This window comes from Acidisarcina polymorpha (assembly GCF_003330725.1).
Classification (GTDB): domain Bacteria; phylum Acidobacteriota; class Terriglobia; order Terriglobales; family Acidobacteriaceae; genus Acidisarcina; species Acidisarcina polymorpha.
Genome location: NZ_CP030840.1, coordinates 707,658 through 729,923, shown reverse-complemented (window position 1 = coordinate 729,923; position 22,266 = coordinate 707,658). Strand labels below are relative to the sequence as shown.

Annotated in this window: 22 protein-coding genes and 1 pseudogene; 14 read left to right on the top strand and 9 right to left on the bottom strand. The window is 54.2% G+C overall.

The genetic code is table 11. The features are described from left to right. Positions 1 to 70 precede the first annotated feature (70 nt). From ACPOL_RS03255 to ACPOL_RS03225, 6 genes are all read right to left on the bottom strand, one after another. On the bottom strand, positions 71 to 1,120 hold the full coding sequence (locus tag ACPOL_RS03255) for an alkene reductase (RefSeq protein ID WP_114205789.1): 1,050 nt from the start codon (positions 1,118 to 1,120) through the stop codon (positions 71 to 73). Positions 1,121 to 1,159: 39 nt separating this feature from the next. Then, positions 1,160 to 1,552, bottom strand: a complete 393-nt coding sequence (locus tag ACPOL_RS03250; protein WP_114205788.1) for a nuclear transport factor 2 family protein — start codon at positions 1,550 to 1,552, stop codon at positions 1,160 to 1,162. 29 nt (positions 1,553 to 1,581) lie between these two features. Further along, the gene (locus tag ACPOL_RS03245; RefSeq protein WP_114205787.1) at positions 1,582 to 2,142 is read right to left on the bottom strand and encodes a cupin domain-containing protein; all 561 of its coding nucleotides are present in this window, start codon (positions 2,140 to 2,142) and stop codon (positions 1,582 to 1,584) included. Between the two features lie 3 nt (positions 2,143 to 2,145). Beyond that, on the bottom strand, positions 2,146 to 2,673 hold the full coding sequence (locus ACPOL_RS03240; RefSeq protein WP_114205786.1) for a cupin domain-containing protein: 528 nt from the start codon (positions 2,671 to 2,673) through the stop codon (positions 2,146 to 2,148). Positions 2,674 to 2,968: 295 nt separating this feature from the next. Next, the gene (locus ACPOL_RS03230) at positions 2,969 to 3,826 is read right to left on the bottom strand and encodes a sugar phosphate isomerase/epimerase family protein (protein WP_114205784.1); all 858 of its coding nucleotides are present in this window, start codon (positions 3,824 to 3,826) and stop codon (positions 2,969 to 2,971) included. Positions 3,827 to 3,841: 15 nt separating this feature from the next. Continuing rightward, complete coding sequence (locus ACPOL_RS03225; protein WP_161557175.1) at positions 3,842 to 4,156, bottom strand: antibiotic biosynthesis monooxygenase family protein; 315 nt, start codon at positions 4,154 to 4,156, stop codon at positions 3,842 to 3,844. Between the two features lie 501 nt (positions 4,157 to 4,657). Between ACPOL_RS03225 and ACPOL_RS03220 the strand changes: the two genes are divergently transcribed. The 12 genes from ACPOL_RS03220 to ACPOL_RS03165 all read left to right on the top strand — a co-directional run bounded on the left by ACPOL_RS03220 (position 4,658) and on the right by ACPOL_RS03165 (position 18,894). After that, on the top strand, positions 4,658 to 5,569 hold the full coding sequence (locus ACPOL_RS03220; protein WP_161557174.1) for an SDR family NAD(P)-dependent oxidoreductase: 912 nt from the start codon (positions 4,658 to 4,660) through the stop codon (positions 5,567 to 5,569). A gap of 141 nt (positions 5,570 to 5,710) precedes the next feature. Next, the gene (locus ACPOL_RS03215; RefSeq protein WP_114205781.1) at positions 5,711 to 6,760 is read left to right on the top strand and encodes a lactate/malate family dehydrogenase; all 1,050 of its coding nucleotides are present in this window, start codon (positions 5,711 to 5,713) and stop codon (positions 6,758 to 6,760) included. A gap of 17 nt (positions 6,761 to 6,777) precedes the next feature. Next, positions 6,778 to 7,428 carry a response regulator gene (locus ACPOL_RS03210; RefSeq protein WP_338026744.1) on the top strand — a complete coding sequence of 217 codons (651 nt, stop codon included), beginning with the start codon at positions 6,778 to 6,780 and terminating at the stop codon, positions 7,426 to 7,428. Between the two features lie 8 nt (positions 7,429 to 7,436). Beyond that, positions 7,437 to 10,448, top strand: coding sequence for a ligand-binding sensor domain-containing protein (locus ACPOL_RS03205; RefSeq protein ID WP_114205780.1), 3,012 nt, complete (start codon positions 7,437 to 7,439; stop codon positions 10,446 to 10,448). Positions 10,449 to 10,904: 456 nt separating this feature from the next. Continuing rightward, positions 10,905 to 11,252 carry a helix-turn-helix domain-containing protein gene (locus tag ACPOL_RS33400; RefSeq protein WP_161557173.1) on the top strand — a complete coding sequence of 116 codons (348 nt, stop codon included), beginning with the start codon at positions 10,905 to 10,907 and terminating at the stop codon, positions 11,250 to 11,252. 166 nt (positions 11,253 to 11,418) lie between these two features. Continuing rightward, positions 11,419 to 12,168 (top strand): glucose 1-dehydrogenase, encoded by a 750-nt coding sequence (locus tag ACPOL_RS03195; protein WP_114205778.1) that lies wholly within the window; start codon positions 11,419 to 11,421, stop codon positions 12,166 to 12,168. Between the two features lie 52 nt (positions 12,169 to 12,220). After that, positions 12,221 to 13,489 (top strand): phthiocerol/phthiodiolone dimycocerosyl transferase family protein, encoded by a 1,269-nt coding sequence (locus ACPOL_RS03190; RefSeq protein ID WP_161557172.1) that lies wholly within the window; start codon positions 12,221 to 12,223, stop codon positions 13,487 to 13,489. 90 nt (positions 13,490 to 13,579) lie between these two features. Continuing rightward, positions 13,580 to 13,981: a nuclear transport factor 2 family protein gene (locus ACPOL_RS03185; RefSeq protein ID WP_114205776.1), complete on the top strand. Its 402-nt coding sequence runs from the start codon at positions 13,580 to 13,582 to the stop codon at positions 13,979 to 13,981. A 197-nt stretch (positions 13,982 to 14,178) separates the two neighbouring features. Then, entirely contained in the window at positions 14,179 to 15,057 is an 879-nt protein-coding gene (locus ACPOL_RS03180; RefSeq protein ID WP_236657196.1) for an alpha/beta hydrolase, read from the top strand. A gap of 405 nt (positions 15,058 to 15,462) precedes the next feature. Beyond that, on the top strand, positions 15,463 to 16,350 hold the full coding sequence (locus ACPOL_RS03175) for an NAD(P)-dependent oxidoreductase (RefSeq protein WP_114205774.1): 888 nt from the start codon (positions 15,463 to 15,465) through the stop codon (positions 16,348 to 16,350). Positions 16,351 to 16,598: 248 nt separating this feature from the next. Continuing rightward, entirely contained in the window at positions 16,599 to 17,927 is a 1,329-nt protein-coding gene (locus ACPOL_RS03170; protein ID WP_114205773.1) for an MFS transporter, read from the top strand. A 100-nt stretch (positions 17,928 to 18,027) separates the two neighbouring features. Beyond that, positions 18,028 to 18,894, top strand: coding sequence for a 2-dehydropantoate 2-reductase (locus ACPOL_RS03165; protein ID WP_114210574.1), 867 nt, complete (start codon positions 18,028 to 18,030; stop codon positions 18,892 to 18,894). 448 nt (positions 18,895 to 19,342) lie between these two features. Here ACPOL_RS03165 and ACPOL_RS35985 read toward each other — a convergent pair whose 3' ends face one another. Both ACPOL_RS35985 and ACPOL_RS03155 read right to left on the bottom strand, forming a co-directional pair. Then, the gene (locus ACPOL_RS35985) at positions 19,343 to 19,699 is read right to left on the bottom strand and encodes a winged helix-turn-helix transcriptional regulator (RefSeq protein WP_161557171.1); all 357 of its coding nucleotides are present in this window, start codon (positions 19,697 to 19,699) and stop codon (positions 19,343 to 19,345) included. Between the two features lie 202 nt (positions 19,700 to 19,901). Next, a complete protein-coding gene (locus ACPOL_RS03155; RefSeq protein ID WP_114205771.1) occupies positions 19,902 to 20,405 on the bottom strand; it encodes a nuclear transport factor 2 family protein in 504 nt (167 codons plus the stop codon). Between the two features lie 162 nt (positions 20,406 to 20,567). On the opposite strand from ACPOL_RS03155, the gene ACPOL_RS03150 reads away from it, so the two are divergent. Both ACPOL_RS03150 and ACPOL_RS03145 read left to right on the top strand, forming a co-directional pair. After that, a complete protein-coding gene (locus tag ACPOL_RS03150) occupies positions 20,568 to 20,915 on the top strand; it encodes a winged helix-turn-helix transcriptional regulator (RefSeq protein ID WP_114205770.1) in 348 nt (115 codons plus the stop codon). 460 nt (positions 20,916 to 21,375) lie between these two features. Then, positions 21,376 to 21,777: pseudogene (locus tag ACPOL_RS03145) on the top strand (DUF885 family protein); the annotation flags it as partial. Between the two features lie 261 nt (positions 21,778 to 22,038). On the opposite strand, the gene ACPOL_RS34480 reads toward ACPOL_RS03145, so the two are convergent. Continuing rightward, positions 22,039 to 22,227, bottom strand: a complete 189-nt coding sequence (locus tag ACPOL_RS34480; protein WP_236657195.1) for a hypothetical protein — start codon at positions 22,225 to 22,227, stop codon at positions 22,039 to 22,041. Positions 22,228 to 22,266: the final 39 nt, after the last annotated feature.

Below are 22,266 nucleotides of genomic sequence, written 5' to 3'. Positions count from 1 at the left end.
CAACACCGACTTCATTTCATCGTCATCATCGAGCTTTCGATTCCAATGAAACGCATGCAGTAGTGGCTCTTCAGCGAACGACTTTGTCAACATATCCCTCAGGGCCATGAGCATAGAAGGTCGTTGGGTCAGGTTGGTCTAGATCGATACCTTCCGCGAAACTCCGTGGAAGCTCGGGATTCGCGATGAAGAGTCGGCCAAATGAAACGGCGTCGGCCTCCCCCTTGGCCAAACTCTCGTTCGCACTCGCGAAGGTGAAGCTTTCATTAGCGACATAGATACCGCCAAACTCTTGCTTTAGGCGGGGGCCAAGCGAATCGTCCGCCCTATATTCGCGAGCGTGGAGGTAAGCTAAGTTTCGTTTGCCAGCCTCGCGCGCTACGTAACTAAAGGTCTCGGCAGGACTCGCATCGGACATATCATGTCTATCGGCGCGGGGAGAGATGCGCATCGCAACGCGCCCGGCGCCAAATACGGAAACACATGCGTCAGCTACTTCGAGCAGCAGGCGGGCACGATTCTCAACTGAACCGCCGAATTCATCCGTGCGGACATTCGTTCCTGATTCAAGAAATTGGTCGAGCAGATAACCGGTTGCACCATGAATCTCTACGCCATCGAAGCCGGCACGCTCCGCATTCTGAGCTGCTAGCCGAAACTCCTCGATAACTTCGTGCACCTCATGGGTTTCCAGCGCGCGGGGAGTGACGAATGCCTTCTGAGGTCGAACAAGCGAGACGTGCCCGGCAGCGGCGATGGCAGACGGCGCGACTGGAAGCTCGCCATTCAGAAAAATCGGATCGGAGATACGGCCGACATGCCATAGTTGCAAATAGATCCGGCCGTCATGCGAGTGCACCGAAGTTGTAATGCTCCTCCAGGCTTGAACTTGTGCCCCTGACCATATGCCAGGCACCTGCGCGTACCCGAGAGCCCCGGGCGAGATCGGCGTGGCTTCGGCAATGATGAGCCCTGCGGAAGCTCTCTGCGTGTAGTACTCCGTCATCATCGGCGTCGGAACGTTGTCGACCGTCGCGCGGAGACGAGTCATCGGCGCCATCAGTACTCGGTTCGGCAATGTAAGTTCACCGATTTGTATCGGATCGAGGATGGTCGGCATAGGTCTAGATTTCCTCTTGGTCTTTCGTCTTGTCGAGAGCTATTTTTGGGCGGCTGAAGGTTCTAGAGTCGACTGCATAGCGAGCATTTGCCAAGATCCCTTCTCAAGAACCCAGACGGTGAGAGCTCGGTTGTGCAGTTCGATGTCTTTCCCCATTAGAGTCAGGCGCAAGAACAAATGGTTGAAAACCAAGGCTACTGGCCCCTGCAATAGGACCTCCTGGTGAGAACGATCAATCTGCCGGTACACGAATTGGCCTTCTTCGAGTCCTTTGAGATAGTCAGCTTTCGTGTGCTGATTTCCTGTGGAGTGAACATGAATCATGTTGTCGTGCAGAAGCCGGTTCAGGGTGGTGAGATCCTTGTGAAGCATTGCCGTGTAACGCATATCTTCGAAGCGTTCAATTTCTGTTACGTCACCAACTGATGTCATACTTGACCTCCTATTCTGAGTTTTCGATGTCAGCGAACAGGCACGCCGAAGCCCGGATACTGTGGTAATGCGATCCTTGTCTCCTCTTTGGACATCACATAAATGCCATTGTCATGGCACGCCTTGATGGCTCGCTCAGGAGTGTCCTCCACGTACGTTGTGGCATGCTCCGGAAGAGACATGCTTCGCGTGGCCTCCCCCATCGTCTGAAAGTAGTTGTCAAGCCCTACGGAACCTTCGCCCGATGCCGCTACAAGAATCAATGTGCGTACTTGAGCCGAAGTGCAGTTGAAGGCATGCGCCTTCCCTTGAGGAAGAAAAACAACGTCACCCGCGTGGATATCCATCGTTTTGTCTTCACAGTAAAAGCGCATTGAGCCATCAAGCACGAAATACATCTCGTGCTCACGATCATGAATGTGTGGTGGTGGTTCGTTCCCGGGCTTGGTGTAATACTCCATCAGGGCGAAGCGCCCATCGGTTTCCGACGCTTTCGCAAGAAATGTCATCAGGCTTCCCATATAGGCAACCGTTGAATCGAGAGTCGCGGTGCGGTTAAAAGCTGTTGTCGTATGTTCAGGCTTGGTCATGGACTACACCTCTCTCTCCGTATTCACGTCGTAGGCGGCCAGGTACATCTCGTTCTCGCGGGCGATCTCGGACAGGCGATGTGCTGCGACTTTCGGCTTCATAGCAGCAAAGTTTTCGGCCCGGTCGGCTTTCTGCACCGAATCAAAGAAGTCTTGATGAGAACCTGTGGAAACATCGAGTAACCGGCAATCCTTGTCGCTCTTGTTGAAGAGCGCGTGAAGAGCATTGGGCGGGATGACGATAGTCGTTCCGGGACCGCAGAGGACTGCTTCCTGCACGCCCTTTGTGATACGGAAGAAGGTCGCTTCGCCTTCGAGTACGTAGAAAGTCTCGGGAGAGGCGTGGCTGTGAAGGTCGACTCCGCCGCCCGGCGCCAAATGCAGCTCGAACATCGTGTAGGTATGTGCGCTATCTTCGCTGCGAACCTTCCAGCGAAAGTGTACTGGGCCCAGATCAAAAGGCTTTCCTTCGTTTGGCTTGATCTCGCGAACACCTTCCTGCGCCGGAATAAGGTTGAGAATGTCCTTCATAGCTTGTCGTCACTCGCTTTCATATGGGTGGGCCGCGCAAATAACTGGACGCTGCCCGCGGGTTCTGCAATTCGGACGTCTAAGGCCCTTGGCCCGCTCTCTTTTGTTGTACTGGGTATGACTCGTACCCATGTGTCCAGAAGCTCGGCTTTGGATCGATGCACTCGCTCAAGGCTTCGAGACAGCGGCAACATCACGTGTTTCCTAAGTGCACATGCACAAACTCCAGCTCAAAGGCTGGAGTCAGGTAGCGTGAGCAAACGGAGACTAAACTGCTGTAAACCGTATCGGGAATCTAGGACCAATCTGATGCAAGAAAGCGATCAAACACTCCGCGCGTGAGATTCCCGATTGTTTGTGCATCCAAGCGATCAAAACGTGGCGAGAACACCTCGACTCCGACATCGTTAAGGGCACCCATTTCTCGGAGCGTCTTGACGAGGCTGACAATTGGGAATGCTCCATCGCCTGGAGCTAGACGGTTATTCAAACCGTCATAGGCGAGCGACATCCCTTCAGGAACGTAGGCGGTCGCGTCGCATAGCTGGACCGCTGTGATCTTCTCGCCAGGAATGCTGCGCAATAATGCCTCATCGGGTCCGCTTCGCATATAGTGCCAGAAGTCAAAGACAATGCCGCTGTTTTCGGCATTGACATGTCGTAGGATATCCCATGCCATTTTCAATGAATGAACACCGAAAACAGGGATGAACTCAAGGTCGCAACGAAGCCCTTCCTGAGCTGCGCGTGCACAAAGCTGGCCGAATGCGTCCTCAATCTCGGCTAGAGAATAGCGCCCAGAAGCGAACCCACTCCACGCAGTGAAGGAGTTGACCTGGAGAGCGCTTGCCATACGGAAAAAGTCGTCGGCGTCGAAACCCACAGTGTCGATAGGAAAGTTCAGGCCGCGCAGGTTTGGCTTCCAATCGTTTGTCCAGCGAACGAACGGATCGAGATGAGTAATCTCCACACCTTCATCCCTCGCCATAGACTTGAGATCCGAAGTTGGCGTACTTGCGCCGAGCCACTTGTTGTAGTCCGACGGAGTGATAGCGATGGAAGTACAGCCGGCAATACTTGCGGCCTTCAGCTGCTCAGGAAATGGAAGAGCCCGGACGGTGCCGTTCCACATGATTCTAGTCCCGTTGCTCACCTTGATGCCCTCCCGCTAAGCCCTCTTCCAGTCCTCGATCGTTGAATACCAGGCCGGAGTCCGCTCGATTTTCAGGGCAGCAATCATCTGTTCGAAGTCAGCCCGATAAGGTCTAGTCATTTGGCTCTTCATAAAGGAATCAGGAGTTTCATCCCAGACCTCATAATTCAGGATGCTCTCAGGATCTCGCATGTCCTCTACGAGAGATGCCTCAACGAAGTTTTCCTCCTTCACGATATGCGTGAACACGTCGCGGAGCTTGGCCAGAAACATCTGCTTCTGCGGTTCGGGAATGCGGAATCGTACAACAAGGGTTAGTTTGTTTGCCATCGATTTCTCCTGTTTTATATAACCAACTCCGACTGTTGCTAGGGCGCCGAAGATCATCTCGCGTCGGCTCGGGAACTGGCCACTCGAATCAGCAATGGACGGACGTTGCCTCGATATATCAAGAAACACATGAGTTTTCTCCAAGGCCCAAACTTCAGGCTGTGCAGCAAGTCTCCGAACCTGTTGCACAGACGTGCCCTTTCGACGCACGGCGCAAGCCTGTCATGTTGGCTACGCTAGCACGCATTTTTGGGAATGGACAGTCACAACGCCCATAAGCGCTCATGGCGATGCATTCAGCGAAGGAATAGACACAGGATCATTGGTCTGTGCACGGATGGGGCTCGGCGGCGTCCAGCCGCGAGCCGCACTCCTCACGTCTCCACAGCAAGATCGGACTCGAAAACCTTAGGATTGAGCACATGGGACGAAGTGGCAGGTAATCAAATGAATAGACGATCCCGTATCTTCCAAAATCGGGACGTTTTTTGGAGAAAACTCATGATCAAGACGCCATTTGGGTCCAAATCGACTGCGGATGAAGTGCTGGCCGGTCTCGACCTTTCAGATAGAACGGTCGTGGTTACAGGTTGCAGTGGCGGCATAGGATTCGAGACGATGCGCGCTCTGAGTGCGAAGGGCGCACGGGTCATCGGTATTGCTCGCTCACTTAATAAGGCTCAAAACGCATGCTTGCGGACGGACACTCAAGCAACGGCCGTGGGGTGCGACCAGTCGGACCTCCAATCGGTGATACATGCTGCAGACTTTATATCCGAACGCTTCGAGAAGATTGATGTGATCGTCGCCAATGCAGGCATCACGGGATCGAAGCAAGCAACAACGCGCGATGGAATCGAGATGCAGTTCCTCGTGAATTACCTGTCACACTTTCTCTTAGTAAATAAGCTGCTTCCTAAGCTTCCAGATAAGAAGGGTAGGGTAGTGATAGTCAGTAGCAGTGCCAGCAAGAATCAAGCTCCAAAAGAAGGCATCCGGTTTGATGATCTTGATGGCCACCGTGACTATAGTGCGTCGAAATTTTACGGCCAGTCAAAGCTTGCTCTTTCGATATTCGCAGGCGAGCTATCACGCCGCCTGGCACCCCGTGGAATTGTGGTGAACTCCCTTCATCCCGGAGCGGTTAGAGGAACAGATCTCAATCGCAGCATCCAGTTTCCCGTTTCTCTTGTTCTTTCCATTGCTGAGCTGTTTTTCAAAACCGCGTCACAGGGGGCCGCGACACAATGCCTGCTTGCGGCCAGCCCACTGGTGGAAGGGGTCTCAGGACAGTATTGGGCCGACTGCCAAATTACTGGAGGCAGTAAGTATCTTACCGATCTCGTCATGGCGGAACGGCTATGGCGCACATCGGAAGAACTACTTGTGCGGAAGCTGAATGTTGGAGGTTAAGGCGGCGGCTATCAGTACTCTCCAAAATGAGTGTGAGAAAAGACACGCAGGCGAGCTTTTGTGCTGGCTGCAAACAGATCGTCAATATTTGATGTGAAGGGCGATTGAAATGTCCTGGAAGCTACAAAAGGAGAAGAGCGAGTGGCACTGCGGGTAGCAATTGTCGGAGCAGGAGGCGCCGTAGGCTCGACGCTTCTCATGCACATGCTGAAAAGCTCTGTGCTCAATCCAGGTGACGAAATCATCCTTCTTGGTCGAGGTACCCCTGAAAGTAACGGTCGGCTCTACGCAACACGTATGGACCTACTGGATGCCTTTGACGAAGCTGCGGTCCGCCTCACAATTTGTGCATCGATCGAACATCTTTGCACTGACATTGTCGTGATTGCGGCGGGCCAAACAATTTCAAAGAATCGACGAACTCGCCGCGATCTTGCCCACGCCAATCTCCCTCTTTTCGAAAGACTGGCAGAGCGATTCCGTAAGTCAGCGGGCTGCCCCCTCTTTCTCGTCGTCAGCAATCCCGTGGAACTTGCCGTCGCGATCTTTGCAGCCCATTTAGGCCCAGAGAAGGTCATTGGCATCGGTGCGCAACAGGATTCGCTTCGTTTTGCCCGTGCAATCGCCTCGCAACTTGGCGTTCATCGCTCGCTCGTCCGGGCAAGCGTGCTCGGAGAACACGGGGAGGCAATGGTTCCTATGTGGAGCTCCGTTCATCTAACCGTCGACGATCCTGAGAGCACCTCTCGCCTGGATGCACTCAAGGCGCGGTATGAGCGTACCAATATCAAGGAAGAGGCTGCCATGACACGCAAAAGGCTTGAGGAACTCATCTCAACTCATCAGCTTGCGGAGGCGTACGAACTCATGGAAGAGATTGCCCCCAGCACAAGAATCATGGTCGAACCGTTCATCACACAATCGCAGATTCACTCGACGCCCAATGCCACGGCCAACGCAACGCTAGAGATCCTTTCCGCCGCGGTGGTCGCGGACGGACGAAGGGTGCATGGGCAAGTTCAATTGAGCGGCCAGTTCCACGATATTCACGGAGTTTGCGGTATTCCTCTCGAAGTCCGACTCAACGGGTGGCTGGTAAGCTCACAAAGTCAACCCACATCCGCGGAGATCGCAGAACTTCGGGCGTCCGCTGGGGCAATCGACGCAGCAACGAAGGAATGGCAGCGATAAACTGACAACAGCGACCTATGCGACTTGGTTTGTTCACAATGAGCAAAGTACCGACAATTCGTATCCTCAGCGTAGAAGATCATCCGGTCTTTCGCGAGGGCTTGCGAGCAGTGCTCAGCCTCCGGCCTGACATGGAACTTATTGCCACGGCGTCAAACTCCTTGGAAGCGCTGGAGCAATATCGCCGTCATGCTCCAGATGTCACGCTTCTGGATTTGCGTCTGCCTGGAACCGACGGGTTCGCCGCTCTGGCAGAAATCAGAAAGATGAATTCAGATGCCCGCGTGGTCATTCTAACAACATCCGAGGACGACGCGGATATACGCCGTGCCATGCGCGGAGGTGCCTCGGCCTACGTGCTTAAGAGCCTACCGATGCAAGATCTCGTTGCCATTATCCAGTCGGTGCATGGGGGTAGCAAGCATGTTCCACACAGATTCGCGACCCGCGTCGCGGAACGAATGGCGGACGAGAAGCTTACAGAGCGAGAACTGAGTGTTTTGAGACTTATCCGGGATGGAAGACGAAACAAACAAATCGCGTCCGACTTGAACATAGCAGAAGCCACGGTAAATTTTCATATTAAGAACCTTTCGCAAAAGCTGCAAGCAAATGATCGAACACATGCCGTCATGATCGCGCTCCGCCGCGGTCTATTGGAGATTTGACCGCATCTATGAGAGGTGTCGTTCAACTCGTCGCGCTTGGTCTTCTGCTAACGGCAAGCGGTCCTTGTTGCGCCCTTGAACCGGACTCGCGTGTATCTCAATTGGGCCACACCGCTTGGCGTATCCGCGACGGTGCCTTCAGCGGGGCAGTGAACGCTGTGAGTCAGACAGCAGACGGATACCTTTGGATTGGAACCGATAACGGGCTGCTCAGATATGACGGTGTGCGGTTCCTTCCAGCCGGCGACGGGATGATCACTACACTGGAGGCTTCTCCTGACGGAAGCCTATGGGTTGGGACTTCGCAATCTATCCGCCACATGAAGCATGGTCAGTCGGAACGCATCGAGGGGCCGCACTCGCACGTTAATGCGATCCGACTGGATAACCAAGGCACAGTCTGGTTCACGAGATCCCGGATTTCTCCAGGTGAAGGTGCCCTCTGCGAAGTCCTCGGAAGGGCAATGCATTGTTTCACGGCAGTAGACGGTATCCCATTACCGTATGCCGAGGCCCTCGCCGTCGACAAGAATGGAGACATCTGGGTCGCAGACTCAACGCATCTTCTGCACGGTCGACCTGGGGCTTTCCGAACCTACCCCCACCCAGAACTCGATTCCGCGGAGGCGTCCACTGGGATCGAATCCCTCACGCCGCGCCCCGATGGCTCCCTTCTCGTCGGTATCGCAAGAACGGGGCCCGGTCTTGGCTTACAAAGCCTTAGCGACAATATTTGGCGTGATGCCTATACCTCGACTTCATCTAATAGCTTGTGGAGTGTTACGGCTACACTGATTGATCGTGACGGTACGGTCTGGGTCGGTACAGCCGATCAAGGAATCTTTCGAATCCGACCGGACGGGATTGATCACTTTGGGGAGACAGAGGGACTATCGGGAAACTCTGTGTCTAGCCTCTACGAAGACCGCGAGGGCGATGTCTGGGTTGGTACGAAGAGAGGATTGGACCGTTTTCGAAACCTCTTCGTCAGGACATTCTCCACCAGCGAGGGACTCGCTGGCGACTACGTCGATTCCGTTGCGTCGTCGAAGAATGGTGGAGTTTGGATCGGAAACCGCGGCAGCCTCAGCTTCCTGAAGAATGGGCAGGTAACCAATTACCTAAAAAAGGACGGCCTTCCAGGCCAGCGCGTGACTTCCCTCATGGAGGATCACACCGGACGGCTTTGGGTCGGGGTCGATACTGATCTCTATGTCTTTTCACAAGGCCGCTTTACCCGAATCCTCGACCATCATAAGAGGTCCAGTGGAGTGGTGGTTGGAATCGTGGAGGATACGCAGCAGAATATTTTCGTACTCGTGAGTGGTCGGCCTTACAGACTCTTGCGCTTCGATTCCGCCTCAAAATCTCTCGAATCTGTGAGTCTGCACTCTGACCCTAATTTTATGGCCGCGAATCCGGATGGTGGACTCTTCCTGGATCTGGGAAACTCCCGTAATGCCCTAATTCTCGACGACCAAGGTCGGATTGAACCGTGGAGTCCTCACACTATCATCAGGCGGAACAATTTCGCCTTCTCCAGAGATGGATCGAAGTGGGCCTCCACCGCTCGCGGCATTGAGTATTTCAACCAGCGGGATTCCTGGTTCCTCGATACGACGAATGGCCTTCCGTGCGCTCACATTCACTCCATCATCCTCGATCATAACGAGAACCTTTGGGCCTACGCCTCATGTGGGCTGGTATTTGTTGCCAGTGCAGAGCTATCGAGGTTCAAGGCGGACCCGAAGTATTCTGTAACATCTCGTCTTTTCGATGTCCTCGATGGCGCTCTGCCGAATATCGCAGATTTCTCTTCGCTTGTAGCGATATCGACAGACGGCGATCTCTGGTTTGCGAATGGCGCAGAGGTACAGGTTGTAGATCCGACGCATTCCAGAACGGAAATTCCTCCACCGCCGGTGCAAATAGAAGCGATCGTGGCCCGCCACGTCGAGCACAAAGCAGTGCAAGGAATAGCTCTTGCCCCGCTTACAGAGGATGTAGACCTTCGTTACACAGCACCTTCGCTGAGCGTCCCGGAGCGACTCCAATTTCGCTATCGCCTAGATGGGCATGACAAGGAGTGGCAAGACATCACCAAGCTGAGAGATGCCTTCTATACCGATCTAGGGCCAGGCCACTACATGTTTCGCGTTGTAGCGAGCAATGCCGATGGAGTGTGGAGCACTAAGGAAGCTACACTCTCGTTCACGATCCTTCCGGCCTGGTACCAGACGAAGTCTTTCATCCTCGGCTGTATCGCAGCATGCTCGCTTGCGATCGTTATGGCTTACCGGCTCAGGATTCGCACGGTCCGACGAGACGCGCAAGCTCGCTACGACGAGCGTCTCGCGGAACGGACTAGAATCGCACGGGACATGCACGACACATTGCTGCAGACCATACAGGGAAGTAAGATGCTTGCCGATACCGCTCTCGCTCAATTGAACGAACAGGACGAGGTTAAACCGCGGCTTCAGATGCTCTCAACGTGGTTAGGAAATGCGATGGAGGAGGGGCGGGCCGCTCTCCGATCGCTTCGCGCTCCGGTGATTGAGCAACAAACAATTGAATCTCTCTTGCAAGATGCTGTCGACGATTGCGCGCTTTCCGGCACAATGGAGACAAGTTTCGAGCTTATCGGCGAGCCGATCGCGATGTCGGTATGTGTCCGCGAAGAAATTTACCGTATCGGCTTCGAAGCAATCAACAACGGATGCTTGCATTCGGGGGGAACAAACCTGAAAGTGCAAATCGTTTATGCGGAAGACTTCCAGCTTCGCATCTCGGATGACGGTAACGGTGTCGATACAAAGACCCTTAAGGAGGGACGTTCCGGTCATTTTGGTCTTGCTGGGATGCGCGAACGAGCTCGCTTCCTTAATGCAGAGCTAGCCTTCACTTCTTCACAGGGCATCGGCACTGAGGTCAGTTTAACGGTGCCCAATTCCGTACTCATGGAGAATGCGCGGCCGTCCAAGTGGTCGCGCCTGCAGAGATTTGTGCGCGGCGGCTAGATTCCCCGAAGGTGCCTATAGAAATCCAGAGGTGAAACCTCAAGTTTGTGGGGTTTCCGACGCAGGCTTGCTGTTCTACCGTCACTAAAGCCATCGAGCCCCAATGGGGACGGTGAACCGAAAAGTGAGGCAGGCATGACTGAGCACAGACGTCGCCGGGTTTCTCCCCTATCGGAATTGATTTCACCAAGAAAGCCGTTCTTGGTGCATGATGCTGCGCGAATCCAGATGCAGTTCGCAACGGCTGATGAGAGCGCATCGCTCAAGCTTGTCCCGGGCCTCGCCTGGGTCGAGCAGGACGGACAACGCGTACGCATAAGTCTATTAGAGTCTGAATCCGCTACCAGCTCTAATGGAGTGAAGTCGGATTCTCTAGTCTCGAACGTGAGTTGTCTTCCACCCATGAGTGCCGCGGATGACGGCCTATCCCCGTCCCAGTTTCGTCGAGTGCTCTCTATGATCAGCGAACGTCTCTCGAGCACTCTGACTCTCGCCGAGTTGGCACGCGAGGCAGGCTTGAGCGCGGCGTACTTCTCTCAGCGGTTCAAGTCATCCACCGGCACTTCGCCGCACCAATACTTGCTTCGACTTCGGGTTTGCAAGGCGAAGACACTCCTGGACGAGTCCGAGGCTCCGGTCATCGACATCGCCGCCGAATGCGGGTTTCAGACGCAGCAGCACTTTGCCCGGATCTTTGGCCGGTTGACAACCAAGACGCCGACGGAGTACAGGCGAGAGCGGCAGCGTTTGACACTCGCTTCCACCTACGCAAGCCTCGCGGCGAATCACGAGTTGGGCTTCTAGCTCGATAAAAAAGCGCGCCGGTTACAAACACCAGAGTTTTGGACACGTCGATGGATGTTCTTCTTCATCCCATAACGAGGCTAAATAAGACGGCTTCAAAACGCGAAGACATAGAACAGGAATTGAGATCACTTTGCGGAGTTCGGTTTTACGAAAGGAACAAACAATGGGCAAACTCACCGGAAAGACAGCAGTGGTTACGGGCGGCAATAGCGGTATTGGTTTAGCAACAGCGAAGCTCTTTGCTCAAGAGGGAGCGCAGGTCTTTATCACAGGACGCCGACAGGAGGCGCTAAACGCTGCTGTTAAGGAAATTGGACACGCCGCTACGGGCATCCAAGGGGACGTCTCCAATCTTGGAGATCTCGCACGACTCGCGGAAGGACTGACGGCAAAGGGAGTGGTGTTGGATATCATCTTCGCAAACGCGGGCTCCGGGACTTTTGCGCCCATTGCAGATGTCAGCGAAGAACATTATCACAAGATTTTTGACACCAACGTCAAAGGCGTCGTCTTCACGGTCCAGAAACTTCTTCCATTGATGAAGGACGGCGGGTCCATCATCCTCAACTCTTCGATCACTGAAAGCAAAGGTATGGACTCATTCAGTATGTATTCGGGTGCGAAGGCTGCTGTGCGCAATTTCGCCCGAGGCTGGGCAGCCGACCTCAAGCCTAGACGGATTCGGGTAAATGCGGTCAGTCCAGGCGTTGTCATCACCCCTGGCTATAGTGCGATTGGCATGAACGACGACCAGATCAAGGAATATGCCGCCGCGTCAGCCGCGAAGACACCGTCTGGAAGGACTGGCGAACCGGAGGAGATAGCGAAGGCTGTCTTATTCCTCGCCTCGGATGAAAGCAGCTTTGTCAATGCTGAGAATCTTGTTGTGGATGGCGGCTTCTCGCTTGTCTAGTTCTAAGCCCAACGTATTGGGCCCAAACAACTTGCCTAAAAAGGAGGGAGCCATGGAAACCAATGTTCCGGTCCGAACGCTCGGATGTATGGAGGAGTATGTATGGCTACTAGAGCAGCATTCGACTCGCATGGCTCTCACCTGTATAGAAATCGATGGGGTGACCACCCTCTCGCAGTGGGAGACGGCTCTCCACTTTCTTCAGAGGAAGTATGCCAACATTTCATTACGCGTTGGCAAGGATCACAGAGAACGGCCGTTCTTTTTCAAATCCTTCGATGAGGGAATTCCGCTTCGACATCTACCGCTTACAGACGAGACGGATGTCTTGGAAGAATGCCGGCACGATATGGAGCATAGTTTCCAGGATGGAAGCGGCCCCCCCCTGCGGGTCACTCTTCTTCTTGGAAAGAGAAGAGCGGTGGTTATCCTCTCCGCTCATCACGCTTTCTTTGACGGCATCGGATTGATGAACCTCATTCGGGAAATGCTTTCTTCTTTTGCGGAGCAATCAGAACCTTCGCCGCTGGCACCAGCTCCGTCTATCGATGCGCTTGTAGGGATTCCCGTTCCCGAAGACTATATCTCTAGGCGTGACGCCGACGAAGACCTAGTCTCGAAGTCCGCCGAGAAAGATACATCCCATGGTTTGTCTGTTCCGCCCGAAGTATCCAGGATTCAGCTTTCACGGGAGTTGACGAAGGCCATTGTGGAATGCGGCCGACTCCAGGGGACCACCGCCAACGGGATATTGATGGCGTCTGTCTTGGACATTGGACGTGCTGTGAGCGAACGGTGGCGAAAGAAAGATGTAACATGCGTTGTGCCGGTCAATGTTCGGTCTCTGTTTCGCCAAGAGCAAGCGGAAGGAATCATCTTTGGACAGAAGCGATTCGTCTTTGACTTACGGCAACCGAATGATTTTTGGGATATCGCCCGTGCTTGTAGTGAAGGAGTCAAAGAAATCCGCACAGTCAAAGGTCTTGTGGCAAACCTGACGCCACTACACGACTTCCTCGCCGCGGAGCGCTCCGTTGCGGAAGCCGTCTCGCTTGCGAGTGCTCACTCACACGATCTGATGATCTCCAACTTCGGCAACTTTCCTGGCCCCACGGAGTTCGGTTCTATCCGTCTGAGAGCAGTCACACCCATCGTGGACAGCGGCGACGCAAATACTCAAACGGTGATGGTTGCGACAACTTCGGACGTCATGTCGATTGTATTGGTGAGCCCAAACCCGTTCCCAGACTTGCTTCCCAATCTCGAGAAGCAACTCACACACGTTTTCTTGTCTAATACCGCGTCCGTCCAGGAGCATTAGTTGCGGTTTTGAAGTGCTGCGGCCAACCCAGAAAGGCTGAAGCTCAGCCTCATTTCAAACGGAAGTTGCTACGCGGTTGATCTAAATTTCATGAAGGGAGTGATTCTCAATGTTGCAGGTATGGCTCATCACAGGAAGCAAGGGAGAAGAGAGATTATGACCGCAACTAATGGTTTCGAAGGGGATCTTCTAATCCGGAACTTACTGGAGCTTTTCAACGAGAGGAATGGCATCACTCGTCGCAAGCTGTTGAGCGAGCTGTGGTCGGAGAACGCGGTCTTTATTGATCCGGAAGGAGCCCATCAAGGCCGGGAAAAGATCGACCAAGCCGTCGAAAGGCTTTTTGATTCCTTTCCAGGCTTCTCCTTCTCGGTTTCTGGGCCTGTTAAATCCCAGCATGGCATAGGTTATCTCCCATGGGCTACGGCCCGACCGGTAAGCCACAACAGATTTCAGGGATCGATGTCGGTGTGGTGGAAGGCGGTAAGTTGACCGCGCTGTACACGTTCGTCAATCCGGAGAGCGTTTGAGAAGGCCGTGAATCTACCTTTTCTGAAGAAAGTACAGAGGCCTTGAGTATGCCCAGGAATAGTCACCCTATTTCAGTAATTGCATCACTTCTTATAGCCACTCTCGGTCTCTCCGCGCAAGGCCGCCGGCATGAAAGCAAACCTCTACGACCAGCAAGCGTGAGTTCCACAAATTGTTTTAAACCAAACGACCCCAGGGACATTCGCCTCTGGGACGGTCCGGCCCCCGGCGCTAGGGGCGACGATCCCTGCAGAGATGTTCCCTATCTGAAGGTCTTTCGTACGTGGTCCGGCTCGCAAAAGCCAAAAGCTGCAATTATTGTGATCGGTGGTGGCGGGTATGACCGCTTGACCGACACGAAAGAGCAGGCTCCTGTCGCGGAGTACTTCTCGCAGACGATAGGCGTGGAGGCCTTCGTACTGTACTACCGTCTAGTTCAGTCTGACGGGACTTATCGGTATCCGGCACCGATGTGGGATGGGCAACGCGCGGTAAAGCTTATCCGAGCCCGAGCTGCCCAATTGGGTATCGATCCTTCTCATGTCGCAGTTTTCGGCTTCTCCGCCGGAGGACATCTAGCCAGTACCCTTGCGCTTCACTCGGCCAGCGACTTTGATCTTCCAATTCATGACACCGTCGACGAGCAGCGAGGCCGCCCTGACTTGCTTGGCCTGGGCTACCCGGTCATATCGATGGACCCGGCGGATGTTCCGCCCTCTGGTTCCTATAACAATCTGCTGCGAGACTTCGATGGCGGTGAGCTGCGCCATCTGCAGATTTACCTTTCAGGCGAAAAAAATGTCACCGACCGCACCCCACCGGTTTTCCTTTTCGAGAGCATGGATGACGCACGCATCAGCCCGCAGAACAGCGTTCTGTTCGTCTCAGCGCTCCGCCAGAAAAATGTTCCGGTGGATGCTCACCTCTTCCCTCATGGTGAACATGGTGCCGGTCTTGCGCAAGGAATTCCTGGTGAAGAAGACTGGCCAGAGATGTACCACCGCTGGCTGGACGCCCAGGGTTTTCTTGAGCGGTAAGAGTTAAATCTGTGTTGCTTCGTCACGACTTTCTGTCTCTTCGGCTTGAGGGCAGAGCGGCGCGCGATATGAACCCTGTAAGATTTCGGGGCCCGCATGCGGTTCCTCTCTTCGTAGATCGCGGTTGTTTGTAGCAATGTCGGCCGTACGGGGTACGCCGAAGTTGCAACATTGGCAGGAATGGCCAATGTGCTCGAGCTGCAGGCAAAGCAATTTCGCGGCCTCCTGCCCGCAAGCGTATGTTTGGTAATCAAGCCGCAATGAACACGGGCCACATGCCACAGCAGGAGGGTGATCTACCATCCAAGGTAGGCGCGAAAGGGCCAACTGCGGTATGTCGATATTGATCGCTTAGAGAACCAAGCAGGGATCATGTTCTACATCGTCTAAGAAAAGAGAAAATCGATGAAGATAGCCTTTCTTGGTTTGGGAAAGATGGGAACCGCAATCGCGGCTCGCCTGTTGACACAGAACACGGTCACGGTCTGGAACCGGTCCGAACGAGCAACCAAAGAACTGGTGGAACAAGGAGCCATAGCTGCCACCAATTCAGCAGAGGCCGTCCGCGAGGCTGACATTGTCTTCACTATGCTCGTCGATGATGCGGCGCATGAGGATGTGTTGTTGGAAAAGGGCGCACTCGACGCAATGCACAAGGATGCTGTTCTGATAACGCTTTCTACGTTCTCCGTCGCCTTTTCGGAGCAGATGCTGAAAGAGACGGAAAGCCGAACATTGCGGTATGTTGCATGTCCGGTGTTCGGAGGACCGAACCTTGCAGAACAAGGCAAGCTCTTCCTCATTCCGGCAGGTGACGCCGACAGCATCGAAAAGGCGCGCCCTGTATTAGAAGTTTTCAGCCGTGGCATTCAAATAGTCGGCGAGCGAGCTCCAGCGGCGCTCGCATTCAAACTTGGCGGTAATTTCTTGATCGCATCGGTCATCGCCTCACTCTCAGAGGCCGCCCACACCGCCTCCGCGCACCAGATTGCCCCCGAGCTCTTTCTTTCGACGATCAATGCTGCACTGTTCCAATCGCCGTTCTACGAGGCGTATGCGAAACTGCTTCTGAAGGCACCACCACAGCCTGCAGCAACCTTCTCCCTGGGAGCGAAGGACGTGCGTCTATTCCGCCAGGCAGCGGTTATCGGGGGCAATGACACGCCACTAGCCGATCTGCTGAATGAATATTTTGACGCGGGGCTGGCAGAGGGCCGCAAGGACGAAGACTGGGCCAGCGCATGGTATGCCATGAGCGCAAAGACATTGCGACCACCTCCCGTTGCTATCTAGAGCGGTGGTCAACAGGGTCATCAACGAAGGTCCAGCAGACTCGTTCAGATGATGGCTTTGGCTTCGTACCTCGCGATCTACGCAAACGGCTTGTAAACACAGATGTGAGGCACTCTTTATCTCGCCAGACAGTCCATGGCGATGCGAGAAGGATACAGAATTTCGGTGATGGGCCCGATCTTTGGGCTTCTTGTGTCCGGGGACGTGCCAAGGCTCATCCAAGCTGAGTGTGTCTGCATCTGAATCTCATGTTCAATGCTGTTGCTTCATCGCGTAAGTTGACTAATTCTCCGCACCAGATTCTATTTGCCAGCCTGATCGGCAGCACGATCGAGTTTTTCGATTTCTATATCTATGGAACGGCATCCGTGCTCGTCTTCCCCAAGCTGTTCTTTCCGGCTTCCGATCCAGCGTCCTCTATGCTGGCCTCGCTTGCCACTTTCGCGATTGCATTCTTGGCACGACCTCTCGGCTCAGCGATGTTCGGTCACTTTGGTGATCGCTTTGGCCGTAAGAAGACCCTGGTCGTCGCGCTTTCCACAATGGGGCTGTCGACCGTCGCCATTGGTACCTTACCCACCTACCACACTATCGGTTTTGTAGCGTCATTACTTCTGGCTCTATGCCGCTTCGGACAAGGTCTCGGCCTCGGTGGAGAGTGGGGTGGGGCGGTGCTGTTGGCTATTGAAAATGCGCCACCTAATAAGCGTGCGTGGTACGGCATGTTCCCACAGCTTGGTGCGCCTATAGGATTTCTTCTCTCAGGCGGGGTCTTCCTGTTGCTCTCCAGATGCCTTACCAATCGCCAATTCTTTAGCTTTGGCTGGCGACTTCCGTTCTTGGCAAGTGCTGTTTTGGTGTTTCTCGGTCTCTATGTGCGGCTCACCATCACAGAAACATTTGTCTTCCAGAAGGCTCTTGAGCAGAACAGACAGGTTAAGTTGCCGATGCTGTCACTGTTTCGCCAGCATGCTAAGTCGCTCATCGCCGGAATCACCGTGTGTCTTGCGACATTTGTTCTCTTCTATCTCATGACGATCTTTGCTCTGTCCTGGGGTACGACAATGCTTGGCTATAGCCGAGGCAAGTTTCTGCTGATGCAATTGTTTGATGTCTCGTTCTTCGCGGCAACGATCCCGATTTCAGCTCTGTTGGCAGAACATGGACGGCGCCGAGTGATGTTGTGGGTCACTCTGCTAATCGGCATCTTCGGTTTAGTAATGGCTCCGATGTTTACAGCCGGTACGACCGGCGCGGTTCTGATGATGGGTTTAGGGCTATCGCTGATGGGTCTCACATGGGGTCCACTCGGAACGGTGATCTCTGAACTGTTTCCAACTTCGATCCGCTATACCGGAAGTTCTCTGGCTTTTAGTGTTGCCGGTATTGTGGGAGCCTCGCTAGCGCCTTACATTGCCACTTGGTTGGCTAGGTCGTACGGGCTCCAGTACGTTGGCTACTATCTTTCCGCCGCGGCAGTGGTTACCTTCTTCGGGCTGCTCTCAATTCGAGAGACCAGAGACTATGACCTCATTTCATCAGAGCGGCTCGAGGATCAAGGCAATCAAAATCGATGATGGAGCGACGTAATACCTCTTCGGATTTGGAGAGAGAAATCTCAGTCGATGCTTGCTTGCGTCCTATCAAACCGAGCGTTTTTCCTGGCATAATGGTGCTATGGCGCGGATCGCAATCGTGGGAGTGGGCGCAATCGGATCTGTGATCGCGGCTTTACTGGAATCCATCGAACGGCACGATCTTGTACTCTGCACGCGTCGGCCTCTCGCATACCTCAATGTCGAGACTCCTGAAGGTAGAAACAACATTTCTTACGCGAACCATACCGACCCGTCACAGGTGGAGCCTGTGGATTGGGTCATCGTGGCCACCAAGACTTATGATGCTCGCGGTGCCGGGGCGTGGGTCAAACATCTCTGCAAACAAGGTGTTCCCGTTGCAGTGATTCAGAATGGAGTGGAGCATCGTGAACGCTTTGCCCCCTATTCACCAGCGGAGCTGATCGTCCCTGTCATCATCGATTGCCCAGCCGAGCGCCGTGCACCCGAGAGCGTCCACCAACGTGGGCCAGTTGAGCTTTTCATACAGTCAGATGTACTGGGCCGTTCTTTCGCAGCCCTGCTTCAGGGCTCAGCCGCACAGATAACCCTGACTGCTGACTTTGTCTCTGCCGCATGGCGCAAGCTTTGTGTCAACTCTGCCGGCTCGATCTCGGCGCTTTTGGGCAAACCGGCTGGTGTCTTCTGGGATGTGGCGATCGGAGACGCAACGCTCGAGGTAGTCCGTGAGTGCGTAGACGTCGGCCGGGCGGTAGGAGCAATCCTCGATGAGGACCTCCCACAGAAAGTGCTCGCGCAATACCGCAACTACCCCGTTGACTTGGTGAACTCGCTTTTAGCCGACCGCCTTGCTGGCCGCTCGATGGAGACGGACGCTCGCATCGGTGCCATAGTCCGCCACGGACGACAGCACAACATACCGACACCGCGAAATAGCCTATTGCTTTCTCTTCTTGAAGCCATATAGCAGAAGCACTGAATTCACGAGTTCAAAGAGCTGATGCCGATACTCCGTTGAAAATTCTATAAACCTGACCATGATGATTGGATTCAATGCCGCCCTCTCGAAGGAGATGGCGCTTTCACTTCGTTTTCTGGATCAGAGGTCTTTCATCGTGCCGTGTAGCCAGTGACATCCGCTGACATTCTTGCCAAAGCTAAAGAGTGGCAGGCGAACGCCTTCTGCTCCGAATGAGATCTTTAACCTTACGAACGAGGGCTACCTCCATTGGCAGGAATGCAGCCGAAGGTCGAGTGCCTTCCCTATGGAAGTTGCCGCGCCCATAACTACAACTACAAAACGGATAACGGCAAAATTGATTTACGAATCGCCGGAGTCGTAGCTCAGCTGCGATAAAAGAAACCTTAGTAAAGACGAGACACGTATTCATGTCATCTATACTGAATAGGCGTTCTTAGGTGGGCGACAAAGGGGCCATTCGCGCCGACTCTCGCTTTTCCAGTACATGACCCCACACCGCTAAGTGATCCAGCAGGCCACTGATGACCGGTCTATCGTTTTCGCTGAGATCATACTCAACGTGGAGAACCGTCTTGCTTAGATCATGGCGAATGACAAATCCAGAAGCTTCAAGAGCTCTCAGTGCGGCCCGCAATGCTTTCTTGGAAGCCGTTGGCGTGAGCCGCGTGAGCTGGCTCAGGCGTACGGGGCCAAATCGCAACGCACACAGTATTTGCAGCGTCCATTTACCACTGAGAAGCTCTAGAACCGGGGTAATTCCTCTTGCATACAATACACAATCTTGATCCATGGCCCGTATTGCTCCTATACGCGAGGTCCATACGACATGACCGTGTAGCGTGCATTGATTGTGTTGAAGCGTCACACGCTGAACGAACGGCGCATGTCTGCGACGTGAAACGCGCATTCGCAGCCCGTCATTGCTCGAACACGATGGCTAAAGAAAAGCTTCGGCCCTTCCAAGAGGCCGAAGCGCACCCTTACAGTTAGTCTTAGCCGATTTTTGCGATCTGTAACGGATCGCCAAAGTACACCTCAAGGCGACGAAATTTGATACGCCAGCCATCAGTCGTGCGTACGAGTTCGTCGTGGAAGGCACCTGCAGCGTTGTAGTGAACGTTGAACTCGTTTTCTTTCTTGCCACGGTGGGTTGCGAAGAAGTCGGTCCGTGCTTTCGCGGTGTCGCCAGTGAGAGAGACGACTGGCAGGCTCAGCATGTGTTGCCAGTTGGAGAAGCCGCTCATGCTACCCGACGTAGCGCCCTCTCCCCGCATCCACTTGGCGAGATCCCGATACGAGCCCTTGGTTCCGCCTGCAACGCTGTAATCGACCGTTCCGTTCTTCGCGAACGTGTTGTCCCACTGCTCAAGGATGTTGGAGTCCGCTCCCTGGTGGCTATCCTGTCCCTGCGAGTACCGCGAGATGGTGTCTTGAATGTCTTGCCGATCCAGAAGTTGCCGCACGAGTAATTCTGTGTTCGAGGTGTTGTTTGTCATTCTTGCTTCCTTCCTGTAATCAGGTTTTTGCTAACGACCCATTCCAAAGAATAATGCGCCGAGCCGACAGATCGACAGCAGAGCGGGTCACCTGTTACGTATTAGGTTAGGTCATTGGTATACCTAATACAAGAACGTACTAAAAAGTGTAATACTAACCAAATGGTTACCGTAAAACGTAAAGGCCCAGTGCTCCTCTCTCATACCTGCTCCGCCCAAGAACTCGAAGATGCTCTTCGAGTTCTCGAAGGCCGCTGGAAAACACTGATCATCTACCACCTCTTCACGGCGCCCGTTCTGAGGTTCTCCGATCTTCGCCGGGCCGTTGAGGGAATTTCACAGAAAATGCTGATTCAGCAATTGCGAGATTTAGAAGAGAACGGGGTGATCTCTCGGAAGGTCTATCCTGTCGTGCCCCCCAAGGTGGAGTACGGATTGACTAAGGACGGTCTCGCACTTCGCCCAGTGCTCCAGGCGCTACAGACGTGGGCTCAATCAAGGAGTTCCTAAAGGACATTGTGACCTTGGCGCGCTCCTTAGCGCGCACCCTGAAGGCCTTTGAACTTCGCTCAAATGTTTCGCCTGACTGAGCGAACCGAAAATCCTTCCTTCGTTCTACACAGATCTCTTCGGCTCGGGACGCCCCCGGAACAGGTTGACGGCGGCTGAATGACAATGCCCTGTTGTGGCATCCGGGTGATGAGTTGCCGAGCCGTTATATCCCTTTGAAGAGAGTGCGGGTGTCGGGTCTCGCTTCCAAGGACAACCCGATCCCAACAAACCTGCGGTTTTTTCTGATCAGGCTCGGTGATTGGCGTAGTGAGACGCGGTCCGATGCTGAAATCAATACAGTACACGAAGGAGTGCCTGGGCATTATCTACAAAAGGGCTTGGCACGCGAACTGCAACCACCAACATGCTTATCGAAGCTGATCGATAACGACGCGTACGCAGAAGGTGGGCGCGCTACGCGGAAGCAATGGCCGAAGAGGCTAAGGTCTACGGTTCGGAAGACGCTAAGGTGATGCGAAGATTGTGGCCGGCACGCGGCATGGTCGTGGACCCGGGCCTTCACGCGTTCCACTGGACGCGACAGCAGGCGGTGGACTACATGGTGTCTTCGGGCCACTTCTCGGCGGACGTAGCCAACGATTACGTAGACCGTACGGCTGTAATGCCCGGTCAACTTACTTCCTACGATACTGGCGGATTGGAGATCAGGGCTCTTCGAGTCGAGGCACAGAGAAGATTAAGAGCTCGCTTCGATCTGCGTCGCTTTAATCAGGCGGTACTCGAGGAGGGAGTTGTTCCGCTTCGGGAGCTGCGTGCTCACCTCGAGATTTGGATGACCGAGGAGTTGTCTCACAAGTGACGGGATCGAGCTGGATAGATATGCAGGGTGCATCAATGCTCCTGTAATAGGTTGGTTGCTCTCTCTAATATGGGGTCGGCGTCGCAAGCCGAAAGGGGAAAGTGCAGAAGGGGGAACGTCTTCTGCCGCGCAGCCGGCGGCCGGAAGGAAGATGGAAGTGGGTGCAGGGAGAAACCGCCGAGGTGTCTCCCTGCCGCCGTTTTGTGGCGTATACAACGCAAGCAAAGGGCGGCGGGTTCGCCGCCCGTCTGCCTGTCGCAACTAAGCAGCTTCCTTCGCGACCTTGGCCGCTGGTTGCGCTGCCTTCTTCGCCTTATCCTTCATTGCGAACTCCTGCTTCACCTTTGCAGCGATGGCTTCAGTGTCCACCTTGTAGGCGGTAGCAGCCTCTTTGAGTACCGTTGTGGGATTGCCTCGCGAGGACGCCAGCAGGATGCTTGCTTCCACCATCAGCCGGGAGAGTGTACCTTCATCCGCACGGCGAATAAA